The 14,251-nt window shown below is 75.1% G+C and carries 15 protein-coding genes; 12 read left to right on the forward strand and 3 right to left on the reverse strand.

What is annotated here, in order from left to right; all coding sequences use genetic code 11:
• Positions 1-105: 105 nt before the first annotated feature.
• On the forward strand, positions 106-1,065 hold the full coding sequence (locus OG715_RS33940) for a DUF389 domain-containing protein (protein ID WP_266273446.1): 960 nt from the start codon (positions 106-108) through the stop codon (positions 1,063-1,065).
• 23 nt (positions 1,066-1,088) lie between these two features.
• Here the strand turns inward: OG715_RS33940 and OG715_RS33945 are convergent, their stop codons facing one another.
• From OG715_RS33945 to OG715_RS33955, 3 genes are all read right to left on the reverse strand, one after another.
• Positions 1,089-2,324 (reverse strand): MBL fold metallo-hydrolase, encoded by a 1,236-nt coding sequence (locus OG715_RS33945; RefSeq protein ID WP_266274608.1) that lies wholly within the window; start codon positions 2,322-2,324, stop codon positions 1,089-1,091.
• A 256-nt stretch (positions 2,325-2,580) separates the two neighbouring features.
• Positions 2,581-3,027: a MaoC family dehydratase gene (locus OG715_RS33950; protein WP_323182255.1), complete on the reverse strand. Its 447-nt coding sequence runs from the start codon at positions 3,025-3,027 to the stop codon at positions 2,581-2,583.
• A gap of 171 nt (positions 3,028-3,198) precedes the next feature.
• Entirely contained in the window at positions 3,199-3,642 is a 444-nt protein-coding gene (locus OG715_RS33955; protein ID WP_266273444.1) for a pyridoxamine 5'-phosphate oxidase family protein, read from the reverse strand.
• A 335-nt stretch (positions 3,643-3,977) separates the two neighbouring features.
• Between OG715_RS33955 and OG715_RS33960 the strand changes: the two genes are divergently transcribed.
• The 11 genes from OG715_RS33960 to OG715_RS34010 all read left to right on the forward strand — a co-directional run bounded on the left by OG715_RS33960 (position 3,978) and on the right by OG715_RS34010 (position 14,012).
• Positions 3,978-4,874: a hypothetical protein gene (locus OG715_RS33960; protein ID WP_327064177.1), complete on the forward strand. Its 897-nt coding sequence runs from the start codon at positions 3,978-3,980 to the stop codon at positions 4,872-4,874.
• A gap of 189 nt (positions 4,875-5,063) precedes the next feature.
• On the forward strand, positions 5,064-5,636 hold the full coding sequence (locus OG715_RS33965) for a hypothetical protein (protein WP_266273442.1): 573 nt from the start codon (positions 5,064-5,066) through the stop codon (positions 5,634-5,636).
• Positions 5,630-6,574 carry a hypothetical protein gene (locus OG715_RS33970; RefSeq protein ID WP_266273441.1) on the forward strand — a complete coding sequence of 315 codons (945 nt, stop codon included), beginning with the start codon at positions 5,630-5,632 and terminating at the stop codon, positions 6,572-6,574. The genes OG715_RS33965 and OG715_RS33970 overlap by 7 nt, the downstream gene beginning before the upstream one ends.
• 62 nt (positions 6,575-6,636) lie before the next feature.
• A complete protein-coding gene (locus OG715_RS33975; protein ID WP_266273440.1) occupies positions 6,637-7,554 on the forward strand; it encodes an SAF domain-containing protein in 918 nt (305 codons plus the stop codon).
• Between the two features lies 1 nt (position 7,555).
• Positions 7,556-9,073, forward strand: coding sequence for a hypothetical protein (locus OG715_RS33980; RefSeq protein WP_266273439.1), 1,518 nt, complete (start codon positions 7,556-7,558; stop codon positions 9,071-9,073).
• Positions 9,063-10,694 carry a CpaF family protein gene (locus tag OG715_RS33985; protein ID WP_266273438.1) on the forward strand — a complete coding sequence of 544 codons (1,632 nt, stop codon included), beginning with the start codon at positions 9,063-9,065 and terminating at the stop codon, positions 10,692-10,694. Before OG715_RS33980 ends, OG715_RS33985 begins: the two co-directional genes overlap by 11 nt.
• Positions 10,694-11,704 (forward strand): type II secretion system F family protein, encoded by a 1,011-nt coding sequence (locus OG715_RS33990; protein WP_266273437.1) that lies wholly within the window; start codon positions 10,694-10,696, stop codon positions 11,702-11,704. The genes OG715_RS33985 and OG715_RS33990 overlap by 1 nt, the downstream gene beginning before the upstream one ends.
• A complete protein-coding gene (locus OG715_RS33995; RefSeq protein ID WP_266273436.1) occupies positions 11,701-12,579 on the forward strand; it encodes a hypothetical protein in 879 nt (292 codons plus the stop codon). Before OG715_RS33990 ends, OG715_RS33995 begins: the two co-directional genes overlap by 4 nt.
• Before the next feature lie 106 nt (positions 12,580-12,685).
• Positions 12,686-12,973 (forward strand): hypothetical protein, encoded by a 288-nt coding sequence (locus tag OG715_RS34000; protein WP_266273435.1) that lies wholly within the window; start codon positions 12,686-12,688, stop codon positions 12,971-12,973.
• Positions 12,970-13,401 (forward strand): TadE/TadG family type IV pilus assembly protein, encoded by a 432-nt coding sequence (locus tag OG715_RS34005; RefSeq protein ID WP_266273434.1) that lies wholly within the window; start codon positions 12,970-12,972, stop codon positions 13,399-13,401. Before OG715_RS34000 ends, OG715_RS34005 begins: the two co-directional genes overlap by 4 nt.
• A gap of 8 nt (positions 13,402-13,409) precedes the next feature.
• Complete coding sequence (locus OG715_RS34010) at positions 13,410-14,012, forward strand: TadE/TadG family type IV pilus assembly protein (protein WP_266274607.1); 603 nt, start codon at positions 13,410-13,412, stop codon at positions 14,010-14,012.
• Positions 14,013-14,251: the final 239 nt, after the last annotated feature.

Consider the following 14,251-nt stretch of genomic DNA (forward strand, 5'->3'; position numbering starts at 1 on the left):
GTCCGTCTCCCTCCGACGGCCCGTCACGGGAGCCTGCCGGGCCGGGCGGAACCGCCACACCCTAGGGTGAGCGGGACCCCTCCGCCGCGCCCGTCCGGAGCTTCCGTGCTGCACCTGCGTCTGATCGTTCCCGTCGACCTCCGCGACGCCGTGCTGAACTGCCTGGACGACTGCGTCGGGGTGACCCATGTGGTGGTGCTGCCCGACGCGGCCGTCCGCCCGGCGGGGGACGTCGTGCTCTGCGACGTCGCCCGGGAGTCCGCGGACGAGGTGCTGCTCGGCCTGCGCGGGACCGGTCTGCCCGAGCGCGGAGCGATCGACGTCCAGGAGATCGGGCTGACGCTCTCGGCGGCCGCCGACGAGGCCGAGCGCCTCGCGCCGGGCGAGGGCGCCGACGCGCTGGTGTGGGAGGAAGTCTCCGAGATCACCCACGAGGAGTCCACCCTCACCGGCGTCTACCTCGCCTTCCTCGCGGTGGCGACGATGCTGGCGGCCTGCGGGGCGGTGCTGGACAGCGCGATCCTGGTGGTCGGCGCCATGGCGGTGGGCCCCGAGTTCGGACCGCTGGCCGGGCTCTGCGTCGCACTGGTGCAGCGCCGGGCGCGCCCGGCGCTGCGCTCACTGAACGCGCTGGTCACCGGATTCGCGGTGGCGATGGCATCGACCGTCCTGTTCACCCTGGTGATGGACGGCCTGGGGCTGTTCACCCGGGAGGAGTTCGACGCGGCACGGCCCAACACCTCGTTCATCTGGCAGCCGGACGCCACCTCGTTCGTGGTGGCCTTCCTGGCGGGCATCGCCGGACTGCTCTCCTTGACCTCGGCGAAGGCCGGGATGATGGTCGGGGTGGCGATCTCGGTCACCACCGTGCCGGCCGCCGCCAACGCGGCGGTCGCCCTCGGTTACGGAGACTTCCGGCAGTTCTGGGGCTCCAGCCTGCAACTGCTGCTGAACCTGGCCGGCATCGTGCTGGCCGGGCTGCTCACCCTGGTCGTGCAGCACGAAGCCTGGGAGCGGATCCGCCGCCGGGCCCGGCGGGTCCGGCGGCCGCGCGCGTCCGGCTGAGCCCGGCCGCGGCGGCGCGGAGCTCAGACCGGGACGCCGTCGTCCTCGGACGCCCGCCGCGGTCGGCGTGAACCGTCCGGGCCGGGCGACGCAGGCCCGGCTGTCGTGTCCGTCGGCCCGGACGTCGTCTCCGCCGACCCTTCCGGCACCAGCAGCGGCGTACCGTCCCCCGGCGGTGCGGCCACCGCGCGCCACCAGCGCCGCAGCGCGGGCGGGTCGACCGGCTCGAAGGGCTTGCCCGGCCGGGGCACCACCAGCCGGGCACCCTGTGCCCGCGCGGCGGCGACCACCCGCTCGGCGGGTTCCTCCCACGGGTGCGGGGCGAGGTTGAAGGTGCACCAGTGGATCGGCAGCAGCACCTCGCCGCCGAGGTCGAGGTGCGCCCGGACGCCCTCCTCGGGCGTCATGTGCACCTCGGGCCAGAAGTCGCTGTAGGCGCCGACCTGCACCATCGTCGCGTCGAACGGGCCCAGTCGGCGGCCGATCTCGGCGAAGCCCGCGAAGTACCCGGTGTCCCCGCTGTGGAACACGGTGCGGCCGCCGCCCGCCACCACCCAGGACGCCCACAGGAACAGCGGGCTGGTGCGCGGGCCGCGGCTGCAGTAGTGCCGGGCGGGGGTGGCGGTCAGCGTCAGTCCGGCCACCTCGGCCGATTCCCACCAGTCGAGCTCGACGATCCGCTCGGCGGGCACGCCCCAGTACTCCAGGTGCGCCCCGACCCCGAGCGGCACGGCGAAGGTCGCGCCGGTGCCGATCAGCGCCCGGACGGTCCCCATGTCGAGGTGGTCGTAGTGGTCGTGGGAGACGACCACGACGTCCACCCCGTCGAGTTCGGAGAGCGGCAGCGGCACCGGGTGGAGCCGTTTGGGGCCGGTCCAGGCGAAGGGGGAGCAGCGATCGCCCCAGACCGGGTCGAACAGCACCCGGCGGCCGCCGATCTCGGCGAGCACGGTGGCGTGGCCGAGCCAGGTGAGCCGCAGGCCGGAGGCGGGCGGTTCGGCGAGGTCGACCGGGAGCAGCCGGTGCAGCGGCACGGCGGCGGTCGGTACCCGGCGGGCGCGGTCGGCCGCCAGCTGGGCGCGGGTGATCTCCAGCGGGCTGCGCTCGTAGACCAGCCGGCGGGTCGGTACCGGGTTGCGGAAGGCGCCGTCGGCGAACTGCGGGGAGCGGTGGACCCGGGCCAGCCGTTCGCCCCGCGGCTCGGCGCCGAAGGCGTCGGTCCGGACCCGGTGCCAGGCCGCCCGGGGCAGCCCGGTCAGGCCGGACAGCCCGGTCCGGCCGGGGGGCGCGGTGAGGGCGGAGGACAGGCCGGGGACGCGGGAGTACCACGGGGCGGCTGGGCGGGGCACGGCACCTCCAAGGACGGCGACGGATACCTGGCATGCCGGGGCGCGCACCGTCGGCGGGGACACCGATTCGGTACGACAACCATCTCGTCGGAGGTTACTCGTGCTCGGCCCTCCGGACCCGGCGAGCGGCGGCCGCCGTCCGCCGACCAGGGGCCTTCCCCGGTGATCAGGAGTAGAAACGGGTGATCGTCTCGGCGACGCAGTGCGGCTTGGCGCTCCCCGCGCTGGTGATGGTGAACCGGACCACGGCCTGCACCCCGCCGGACACCTCGGTGGCCGAGACGAGTTCGGCGGTGGCCCGGATCGCTGTCCCGACCGGCACCGGGGCGGGGAAGCGGACCTTCTCCGAGCCGTAGTTCAGCGCCATCCGGACGCCCTCGACGCCGTAGCACTCCTTGGCCAGCGCCGGGATCATCGACATCGTGAGGTAGCCGTGCGCGATGGTCGAGCCGAACTGGGTCTCCTTCGCCCGCTCCGGGTCGACGTGGATCCACTGGTGGTCGTCGGTGGCCTCGGCGAACAGGTCGATCCGCGCCTGGTCGAGGGTGTGCCACTGGCTGGTCCCCAGCTCGGTGCCGACGGCGGCGGTCAGCTCGGCGAGGGAGGCGAAGATCGTCACGGAGCGCTCCTGAGGGCGGGCGGTGCGACAGCGGTCGCGGTGCGGTGGTGCGAACTCCGCAGAGTATGCCTACTCGCCGGTCACCTGTCAGGGGTCCGCCGGGAGCGCCCGCCCGGGGTGCCCACGCGCTCCGGAGCAGTCGGCAGCAGTCGGCAGCAGTCGGCCTCAGGCGTGCGGGACGGGGTGGCCGGACGCGGACAGCCGGCGGCCGCTGATCAGTTCGGGCACCACGGCGACGAACATCGGGTCGGGCTCCTCGGTCCAGGGCCGCAGTCCCGAGCCCAGCGCGCCGAGGATCTGCTCCGGGTCGCGCAGGATGTCCGCCCGGCCGTGGACCAGCACGCTCCAGCCGCTCCGGGTGAGCGGGTCCAGCAGGTCGGCCTGGAAGGCGACGACGGTGCCGTCGAGCCCGCGCGCGGTAGCACTGTCCCGGCGCACGGCGAGCAGCAGGCGCCCGTCCGGGACGACCTCGAAGGAGACCGGCAGCACGGCCGGAAGCGCGTGTTCGGTGTACACCACGCGTCCGACGGGCACGGTGCTGAGCAGGCGGAGGCACGCCTCGGCGCCGAGTTCCTCCGGTTCGTCGTCCAGTGCGTCGTCACGGTCCATGGGTCCGATCGTCCCTCCGCCGGGCGCGGGCGGACAGGGCCCATGGTCCCTGAGCGGCAGGGCTTTGGGGCCGTCGTGCGGACGCGGACGGTCCACGGCCGGAGAACGGCCGGAGGCCCGACGGAGAGCGGACGCGGCGCAGCCGGACGGCGGGCGGGTCCGGATCCGTCGAGAAGGCGGTGCCCGGAGGCCCGACGCCGACGGTACGGGGCGATAGCCTGCCCGGCGGTGGCACCGGGGCGCACCGGGTGTGCCCCGGGGCCCGGCGCGGGTGGCGGAACGGAACGGTTCGGCGGCCCCGGGGGACCGGGGCCGGGCAGGAGGGGGCGGTGCGGGTGGCAAGCGGGATCGATCTGGTGGTGATCGGCGCGGACGGCGGGCCGGACCGGGCCTTCGGCGGTTCGGCCCGGGCGGCCGAGGGCGCCCGGGAACTGGCTGAGGTGCTGCCCGGGATGTGCTTCGACGCGGGAGCGGCCGACAGCCGGGTCACCGTGGTGGAGCCGGGCGCGGACGCCAACGCCATGCTCACCGCCGTCCGGGAGGCGGCCGCCCGTCCGGGCCGCTGGCTGCTGGTGTGCCTGGTGGGCCAGTTGGTGGCCGACCCGCGCGGCCGCCGGCTCGCCCTGGTCACCGCGGGCTCCACCGCCGACAACGCCTACCGGCGCGGGCTGGCCTGGGACTGGGTGGTCAGCGCGATGGTGCACGGCGACCAGGAGGAGGCGCTGCTGCTGGTCGACGCGGTGGCCGACAAGGACACCTGGGCGGCGCTGGAGCGCGGCGGCGGCGAGGACGGCGCGGGTGAACTCCTGAGTTACCCGAGGGTCCCGCTCTGGGGCCGGATCGGTCGGCACGCGCCCGCCCGCTACACCCCGGGCAGACGCGGCCGGGAGGCGGTCCTCCCCGGCGGCCCCGGGTCGTTCAGTCGGTCGCTCACCACCGTGCTCCGGCAGGGGGTCCCGGGAGCGCCCGCCGCCGTCGGTCCGCACGACCTCCAGCCGGCCGTCGGCGCACTGCTCGACGGCGGCGCCCCGCACGAGGGGGACGGTGCCGGCGCGCCCCCGCGGCAGGGCGAGGCGCCGGGTGTGCGCCTGCTCGTACCGCCGGAGGGCGGGCGCCTGTTGATGCGCAATCGGGCCGCGATTCGGGGCGCATTGGCCGGATTGTCGCTTTCCGAAGAACTGTTGGCTCTTCTGTGGCGGGAAAGTGCCCCGACGGATCCTCCTTCCGCGTAAGGTCAGGGGGCCCCAGGTGTTGCCGTGAAGGCTCGGTTTGGCGAAGAATCGATCCTCGCGAGGCAACACCAGCGGGACTGCGGAATTCTTCTGGCGGCCCCGGACCACACACGGGGCAGGCTGCGACGAGGTGGGGCGATGCGGCAGCGCGGAATTGTGTTGCGCCCTGGGGCGGTTGGGATCGGTGGGGTGATTCTGGCGTTGCTGCTGAGCGGCTGTTCCAGCAGTGGGGCCGGGGGGTCCGCCGATCGACTGGGGACGAACGCGCCGACGGTTGCGGGGGTGACTCCGGTAACTCCTTCGGGTGGTTCGGCAAACGTCGGGAACGCGCCGACCGACGGGGTCGAAGGCGCCGCCGCACGCGAAGCGGTGAGGACCTATCAGGACTGGTGGAATGCCCAGGCCGAGGCCTTCGGGCAGCCGGACTCGGACGGTTCGAACTTCGGTACCTTCGCGTCCGGACAGGTGCTGACCGACGCGTTGGTCAGCCTCAAGCAACTGCACGACGCCAAGCTGGTCATGACGGGAAGTCCGAGCAATTCACCGGTGGTGAAGTCCGTCGACATCACGGCCGATCCGAACACCGCCGTGATCGAGGACTGCCTGGACGTGTCCGGGTGGCACCAGGCGGACGCCGCGACCCACGCGGTCATGGACCCGCCCGACCGGCTCACCCGGTATGTGGCGACCGTTTCGCTACGACAGTTCAGAACGCGTTGGCTGATCCACGAGTTCAAGCGGGAGGTGGGACGCACATGCTGAAGCCGGTACGGCGATTGGTGATCGGCGCGCCGCTGTTCGCCGGATTACTGATGGCCCCGACGGGCACCGCCGCGGCGGACCCCACCCCCACCGGGGGTGCGACCCGCTGCCATGTGAACGTGATCTGCACCGGGACGAGCGAGACCAGCACCAAGCCGCCGAAGGGCGGTGGCGGTACCGGGGGCGGGGGGACCGGCGGCGGGCCGCAGGTCTGCACCTACAACAGTCGGGTGTACGCCTGCAGCGACCCGGCGATGGGCTGGTTCAGTTCCGCCACCGGTTGCTACTACCGGGCCGCGTCCCCGCAGCCCCCGGCGGACGATCCGGTCTGGAAGGGCCACAAGCCGGAGGACGGCAAGGTCTACAACGCGACCTGCATCGACGCCGCCGGCAACCCCACCGGGGCCCCGGCCGAGTTCTTCGCCCAGCCGCCCGCCGGCCCGCCGCCGGACAACCCGGTCGCGCTGGCCCACGACGCCGCCGATGAGATCGTCTTCCCGGACCCCGTGCCCGGCATCGCCCCCGAGGGCACCTCCGTGGTGGGCGTACCGGTCTGGTTCTGGCTGGCCAACCCGCAGCCCCCGGCGGCGAAGACCGTGCGCGGCAATGTCATCGCGGTGACCGTCACTCCCCGGCTGAAGAGCCTGGAGTGGAGCCTCGGCGACCAGTTGGACCCGAAGAAGGAGACGGTCAAGAAGTGCGTGGGCGCCGGTACCCCGTACGAGCCGAAGTACGGCGCCAGCCCGTCGCCGACCTGCGGACACGTCTTCACCACCGGCTCCGGCACCCGTAAGGACGGCCTCTTCTACGGAACCCTCACCGTGCACTGGGTCGGCGACGTGACCATCACCGGCGGCAACCAGACCGTGGCGCCGATCGACCTGGAGACCAGCGTGCGGCTCCAGTTCCCGGTGGCCGAGGTGCAGGTCCTCAACTAGGCGGCGGACAGCCGCCACCCCAGCAACGACCGAACGAACGACGCGAGGAAGGCCGAAGCCCGGTGGAGAACCGTACCTTTGCCGCATCCGGCTCCGGCACGTCCGCCACGGCGACCGCGAGCAGCACCGCGCCCGCGCCCGTGGCCGTGCCGGAGCAGGGGCGCGGCGCACCGCGCACCCCCGGGCGGGCGCTCGGCGCCCGGCGCAGGCGGCCCGCCGTGCTGGCCATGGCGGTGGCCCTGATAGCCGCCGGCGGGCTGGGCGGCGCGGTGCTCTACAACAGCACCGGCCAGCGGATCACCGTGCTGGCGCTGGCCCGTGACGTGCCGTGGGGGCAGACCCTGACCGAGGGCGACCTGGTGACCGTGCGGATCGCGAGCGACCCGGCCCTCAAGCCGCTGGACGCGGCCGACCGGGCCAGGGCGATCGGCATGCGGGCCACCACGGACCTCCACCGGGGCGGGCTGCTCACCAAGTCCGACCTCGCGCAGTCGCTGGTCCTGAACCCGGGGCAGCTGCTGGTCGGCGTCGCGGCCCGGCGCACCCAGCTGCCGGCCACCCGGCTCCAGCCGGGCCTGCCGGTGATCGTGGTGTACACCTCGGACGGGGGACGGTCCGAGACGCTCGCCGCCACCGTCTTCAACGCCGGCCGGGCGGACGCCGACGGCAGCCAGGTGTTCGACGTCGTCGTCAACGAGGCGGACGCCGCCAAGCTGGCGGGCTGGGTGGCCACCGGGCGGATCCAGGTGGTGCTGGCCCCGCGTCCCTCCGCCGCCTCGCCCGGTGCGACCGCCCCGGGCACGCCGGCCCCCGGTGCCTCCGGCACCCCCGCCGCCGGTGCGCCGACGAGCGGCGCGGCGGCCCCGGCCGCGGTCTCCGGGGCGTCCGCGGGAACCCCGGCCGCAGGAACCCCGGCTGGAGCGCCGGCCACCGGCCGCCCCGCGGCCTCGGGCGCGCCGACCGGGGCGGGTGGGAACTGAGATGGCCGTGATCGCGGTGGTCGGCGCCCCGGGGGCACCCGGCGCCACCACGAGCGCGCTGGCGCTGCTGCTGGCCTGGCCGCTGCAGCCCGGCCGCCGCATCCTGCTGGTCGAGTGCGACCCGGACGGCGGCGCCGTGCTGGCCGGCGCCCTGGAGGGCCGGGTCGAGGCGGTCTACGGACTGCGCAACCTCGCCGTGGCCGACCGGCGGGGACTGCTCGCCCAGGCCCTCTGGGAGCAGCTGATCGACCTCTCCCCGGCGGGCAACGCCGAACGCCTCCTGCTGCCCGGCCTGACCGACCCCACCCAGGCGCCCGGCCTCGCCTACACCTGGGAGCCGCTGGTGGAGGTGCTGCACGGGCTGGAGCCGCAGGGCTACGACGTCATCCTCGACCTCGGCCGCTCCGGCGCCACCGGCACCAGCGCGGTGCTGGCCCGCCGGGCCGACGTGGTGGCGGCGGCCGTGCGCACCACCCTGCGCGGGCTGAGCGCGGCCCGGCCCCGGCTGGCCACGCTGGCCGAGGACCTCGCCTCGGCCGGTACCGGCGCCGACGCGCTGGGCCTGCTGCTGATCGCCGAGGGGCCGTACTCGGGGGCCGAGGTGTCCAAGGAGTTCGGGCTGCCGGTGCTGGGCCTGCTGCCGCACGCGCGGCGCACCGCCCAGGTGCTGTCGGACGGCGGGGACGTCACCGACCGGCGGTTCGTCCGCTCGGAGCTGATGCGCACGGCGCGGTCGGCGGCGGACGAGATCCAGTCGACGGTCCGCCGCCGTCGCCAGCGGCTCGCTCCGGCGGCGGGGCCCGCGCAGCTCGGGCCGGGGACGGGCGCGGGAACGGGCGCGGGTGCCGGGTCGGGCGTGGGGGCGGGTGCGGGTGCCGGGTCGGGCGTGGGGGCGGGTGCCGGGCCGGTGCCGGTGGCCACCGGGCTGACGCCGGTGCCCGGCAGCGCGACGGTCGCACCGGCCGGGCCCCAGCAGCCGGACGCGGCCGGGGCGGGGTACGGGTACGCCCGGCCCGCGGCGGCGGCCTCGACCCCGCAGCCCGCGCCGACGAACCAGCAGCAGCCGCACCAGCAGTCGTACCAGCAGCAGACGTACCAGCAACCGGGCCAGCAGGTGTACGAGCAGCAGGCTCACGAGCAGCCGTACGGGCAGCAGGCGTACGAGCAGCAGCCGTACGGCCCGGTGTCGCCCGTGATCACCACCGGCCCGGTGGCGCCGCTCGCCGGGCTCGCGCCGCAGCCGGCCGCCCCGGCGCCGTTCCCCGGGCACGGGCACGTCGGCCAGCCGTACGCGGACCGGGCGTACTCCGAAGGCCCGTACCCCGGGACGGCGTACCCCGGGACCGTGTACCCGGACGCCCCGTACCCCGACAGCCCTCACCCCGACAGTCCTCACCCCGGCGGCCCGTACCAGGGACCGGGAGTCCAGCCGTACCCGGAGCCCGGATCGACCGCCCCCGCCCCCGCTCCCGAGGTCCGGGACCAGACCGTCGACGGTGAGGTGCTCCGTGCGCGGTAGTCCGCTGCACCAGCAGCCCGCGACCGACCCGGCCGCGCTGCCCTGGTCGACGCCACTGCCCGGCCCGGTCGGGCCGATGACCACCGGCCGGGTCGCCCCCGGGCCCGTAGCCCCCGGCCCGGTGGCCCCGGGCCGGTCGGCGGGGGAGCCGGCGGCCGCCGTTCCCGCGGCCGCCGCCACGCCCACCGCCGTCCCCTCCGCGCTGCCCTCGCTCGACCGGCGCGGCGCCGGCACCCGGCCCGCCGTCGACCCTGCGGTCGCGCGCGAGCTGAAGCGCCAGGTCGCCGCCGAACTGCACCAGCAGATCACCCGGTTGACCTCGGGCTCCGGTGCCGAGCCGGACCGGGCCACCCGCCGTCAGCGGGGCCGCGCGCTGATCGAGGAGGCCGTCGCCCGCTGGTCCGACACCTACGCGCAGACCCACGGCATCCCGCCGACCCGCGAACAGGACCGCGCGCTCGCCGAGGCCGTCTTCGACCTGCTGTTCCGGGCCGGCCGGCTCCAGCCCTACCTGGACGACCCGGACATCGAGAACATCCTCGTCAACGGCTGCGACGACGTCTGGGTCTCCCGGGTGCACCAGCCGCTGCGCCAGGTCCCGCCGGTGGCCGACAGCGACGCCGAACTCGTCGAGCTGCTCCAGGACCTGGCCCGCCAGCACGGCGGCGGCGAGCGCTCGCTGTCCACCGCCAGCCCGATGCTCGCCCTGCGCCTGGAGGGCGGCATGCGCCTCCAGGCGCTCACCGAGGTCACCCCGCGCCCGTACGTCGCGATCCGCCGCCACCGGGTGGCCTCGGCGACGCTGCCGGAGATGGTCCGGCTCGGCGCCGTGGACAGTACCCTCGCGGCCTTCCTGGCCTCGGCCATCCGGGCCCGGAAGAACGTGATGATCACCGGCACCCAGGGCGTCGGCAAGACCAGCCTGCTGCGGGCGATGGCCGCCGAGATCCCGCCGGACGAGCGGGTCGGCACCCTGGAGTCGGAGTTCGAGCTCTGGCTGCACACCCTCGGCCACCTGCGCCAGGTCGTCCCGATGGAGGCCCGGGAGGGCAACGGCGAGCGGGTGGAGGGCCGGGCGGCCGGCGAGCTGACCATCGGCGACCTCATCCCGGCGGCACTGCGGATGACGCTCTCCCGGATCATCGTCGGCGAGGTCCGCTCCGGCGAGGTCGTCCCGATGCTGCGCGTCATGACCAACGGCGAGGGCGGCTCGATGTGCACCCTGCACGCGCGCGGCCCGCACATGGTCGTCGACCGCATCGCCGAACTCTGCCTGGAGTACGGCTCGCACATGACCGACGCGCTCGCCTACCGGCTGACCGCCAACGCCGTGGACTTCATCGTGCACGTGTCGATGGTCGACGAGACGCACGTCGGCGGCCGCCGGCACCGCTTCGTCTCGCACGTCCTGGAGGTCGCGGGCCTCGGCGAGAGCGGCCGGCCGGCGCTGAACACCGTGTTCGGGCCGCGCCCCGAGCTGGGCGAGCCGCGCGCCGTCCCGCACACCCCGCCGCAGTGCCTGGACGACCTGCGCCGGGCCGGCTTCGACGCCGCGCTGCTCGGCTCCCGCTACGGCAACTGGGCCGAACCGCTCCAGCTGCGGATCGGTGGTGCCCGGTGATGCCGCTCTTCGTGCTCTGCGGCCTCGCGGTCGTGGCGGGCCTGGTCGCCCTGGCGGCCTGGGCGCGCGGCAGCGACCCGGCCCGGGAGCCGGCCGGGCCCAGGGCGCTCAACCCGCTCGCCTCCCGGCTGCACGTGTTCTGGTACGGCGCGCCCGGCACCGCCTCCCACCGGATGGCGCGAATGCGCCGGATCCAACTGCCGCTCGTCCTGATCGGGGGACCGCTCGGCTGGCTGTTCACCGGCATCCCGCTGACGGTGCTGCTGGTGCCGATGGCGGTGTTCGGCCTGCCCTGGCTGTTCGACACCACCCGCTCCGACACCGACCGGATCGAGCGGCTGGAGGCGCTGTCGGAGTGGACCCAGCGGATCGCCGACGTGCTGCTGCTCGGCGTCGGCCTCAACCAGGCCATCATCACCAGCCGCCGCACCGCGCCCGCCGCGATCGAGGACGAGGTCGGCGAGCTGGCCGCCCGGCTGCAGGCCCGCTGGCGCCCGGAGGAGGCGCTGCGGCTGTTCGCCGACAGCATGGCCGACGCCACCGCCGACAAGGTGCTCGCCGCACTGGTGCTGCGCGCCGCCGACAGCGGCCCCGGCCTGGCCCGGGCCCTGTCCGACATGGCCGAGTCGGTCCGGGAGGAGGTCCGGCAGCGGCGCACCATCGAGGCCGACCGGGCCAAGCACCGCACCACCATCCGCTGGCTGGTGGGCATCATCCTGCTGGTCGTCACGGTCGGCTCGTTCAACACCGAGTACACCGCCCCGTACAGCACGGCGCTCGGCCAGATCGTGCTCGGCGTCATCTGCGCGCTGTTCGTGGGCGTGATCGCCTGGATGCGCGCGCTGGCTTCGTACCCGCCGGTGCCGCGGCTGCTGGAGCCGGACCGCCGCAGCCGGACCGGCCGCGCGCTGCTCCGGCGCGTCGACGGGCAGGCCCCGGACGGGCAGGCCCCGGCCGAGGGCGGCGACGGCGCCGAGGGCACCGCGCGACTGCTGGGGGAGGTCCGATGATCTCCCCGTGGTCCGTGCTGGCCGGCGCCGTCGCGGCGGGCGGCCTCGCCATGCTGATCGCCGAACTCCGGCCCTCGCCGCCCGATCTGGGCCAGGCGCTGGACCGGCTGCACCGCACCCCGGCCGACCGCACCCCGGACGTGGACGAGCGGCCGCGCTGGTTCGACCGGATCGGCGAACGCTCGGTCCGACTGCGCGGGGTCCGCATCCCCGAGCGCGAACTCGCCCTGATCGGCCGCACCCCGGCCCGGTTCATGGCGCACAAGATCCTGTTCGCCCTGCTCGGACTGCTGCTGCCGCCGTACCTGGTGGTGGCGGCGCTGCTGCTCGGCGTGGACCTGCCCTTCGCCCTCCCGCTGGTGGTCGGGCCGCTGCTGGCCGGGCTGCTCTGGTTCGTTCCGGACGGCATCGTGGGCGGCGAGGCCAAGGAGGCCCGGGTCGAGTACCTGCACGGCATCGCCGCCTACCTGGAGTTGGTGGCGATGGAACGGGCCGCCGACCTCGGCCCGGCCGAGGCGCTGCGCCGGGCCGCCGCCGTCGGGCGCGGCGCGGTGTTCCTCCGGATCCGGGACGCGCTGGACCGGGCGACCACCGACCGGCTGCCGCCGTGGGCCGGACTGGACGCGCTGGCGGAGGAGTTGGGCCTGACCCCGCTCCAGGACCTGGCCGACATCATGCGGATCTCCGGCACCGACGGGGCCGCCGTCTACGACACCCTGCGGGCCCGGTCCAAGGGCCTGCGGGGCGAGCTGCTGGCGGAGGACCTCGCCCGGGCCAACGCCGACAGCGAGCGGATGGTGGCGCCGGGGTCGGCGCTGACCATGCTGATGACCTTCCTGGTCGTCTTTCCGGCGCTGTTCAAGATGCTCAACTGAACCACCCCCGAACCACCTCGAAGCACCCTGAAGCACCCCGTCCGATGAGCAGTCCCGTCGCGGAGGTCAGCGCCTCCGTCACCACAATTCACCCTGGGAGCAGTTGATGAAGGACCGACTCAAGCCACTGGCCCTCCTACTCGTCGGCGCGGCCCTGCTGCCGCTCCAGTTCGCCACCACGCTCTTCCACTTCCGGATGGGCCGGGCCAAGGCCGCGCGGGCGCGTGGCGACAAGGGCGCCATCAGCATCGAACTCGCGCTCGCCGTCATCGCGCTGGTGTTCATCGCGGGCCTGGTGGTTTTCGCCCTGGTCGCCCTCAAGACCAAGGTGGTGGAGAAGGTCAACCAGGACCCGAAGTACACCGGCGGCGCCGGGGCTCCGGCCGGCTCGTGACCCACCGTCCTCGCCTCCGCCGTCTTCGTCCCCGCCGCTCCGACCGGGGGGCGACGAGCCTGAGTCTGGCCATCGTCTTCCCGATCGTCCTGATCCTGGTCATGACCGTCGCCCAGACCGGGATGTGGTGGTACCACCGCCAACTCGCCCTGAGTGCTGCCCGTGAGGGCGTCGACGCGGGGCGGGGCCAGGGGAGCCGGACCGACGAGCAGAAGAACGACGCCGCGCGGCGGCAGGCCGAGGACTTCCTGGACCGACAGGGCGACACGGACCACCGGGTCGTCACCGACGGCAGCACGCCGGTGCTGATCAAGGTCACCGTTCAGGTGACGCCCCCCGTCATCATCCCGTTCATCACTCCGCCGACCGTCACCCAGTTCGCCGAGGCGCCGCGCGAGCGGTTCGTGCCCCCGGTGGTGCGGCCGTGAGTCGGCCGGTGCGGTGGGGGTGGCGGTCGGCGCGCCCGGCCCGGTCCGCGGACGACGCGGACCGGGCCGGGCAGAGCGCCTCCGGACCCGGACGCGGGTCCGGAGGCGGGGCCGAGGAACCGTCGGAGCGCCGCTCCCGTCGGCCAGGAGGGTGGCCGCGGGGGTTCGCCGCCCGCCGTGCCGCCCGGTGGCACCGGGGGCGGGACGGCGGCAGCGTCGCGATCGAGGCGGCGATCGTCGCACCCGCCGTGGTCGCGCTGATCCTGGTCGCGGTCGCGGCGGGCCGGGTGCAGACCGCCGGCGGCACCGTCGAGGCGGCGGCCCGCTCGGCGGCCCGGGCGGCGTCGCTGGCCCGCGGCAAGGCCGACATGGACGCGGCGGCGGAGGCGGCCGCCGCGGACTCCATGCGGCAGCAGGGAGTGAACTGCCGGAAGAGCAAGGTCACCGTCGGGCACAAGAAACGGACGAGTCAGGGTGTCGACTGGGACACGGTCGAGGTGACGGTGACCTGCGAGGTCTACCTCGGGGACCTGCTCGGCGGGCCGGAGGTCCTCCCGAAGACGTTGACCGGCTGGTTCGTCTCGGTGGTCGACCGGTACCGGGGCCCGTGAGGCCCGGGTGCCGTCCGGTGGGGCGGGCGGCCCGGGCGCCGCGAGCGGCCCGTGGGGGGCGAGCGCGGCAAGTGGGTCGAGTGGGTCGAGCGCGGCAAGTGGGTGGAGATTGTGTCGGGTCGTGGGGCAGGGGGTGACCGGGCTGTGAGGACGAGGCGGCCGGACGGGGATTGGGGAGCCGTCGGGCGGGGGAGACGCAAGCGGAGGACGCCCTGGGGAGGGCGGCGGAGCCGGTGGGG

The organism is Kitasatospora purpeofusca (assembly GCF_036010405.1).
Lineage (GTDB): Bacteria > Actinomycetota > Actinomycetes > Streptomycetales > Streptomycetaceae > Kitasatospora > Kitasatospora purpeofusca.

Excerpts from the sequence above, each read along its gene's own strand:
- OG715_RS33955 (WP_266273444.1), bottom strand. The coding sequence starts at position 3,642 with ATGGACCGTGACGACGCACTGGACGACGAACCGGAGGAACTCGGCGCC.
- OG715_RS33980 (WP_266273439.1), top strand. The coding sequence starts at position 7,556 with ATGGCCGTGATCGCGGTGGTCGGCGCCCCGGGGGCACCCGGCGCCACC.
- OG715_RS33970 (WP_266273441.1), top strand. The coding sequence starts at position 5,630 with ATGCTGAAGCCGGTACGGCGATTGGTGATCGGCGCGCCGCTGTTCGCC.
- OG715_RS34000 (WP_266273435.1), top strand. The coding sequence starts at position 12,686 with ATGAAGGACCGACTCAAGCCACTGGCCCTCCTACTCGTCGGCGCGGCC.
- OG715_RS33990 (WP_266273437.1), top strand. The coding sequence starts at position 10,694 with ATGCCGCTCTTCGTGCTCTGCGGCCTCGCGGTCGTGGCGGGCCTGGTC.
- OG715_RS33995 (WP_266273436.1), top strand. The coding sequence starts at position 11,701 with ATGATCTCCCCGTGGTCCGTGCTGGCCGGCGCCGTCGCGGCGGGCGGC.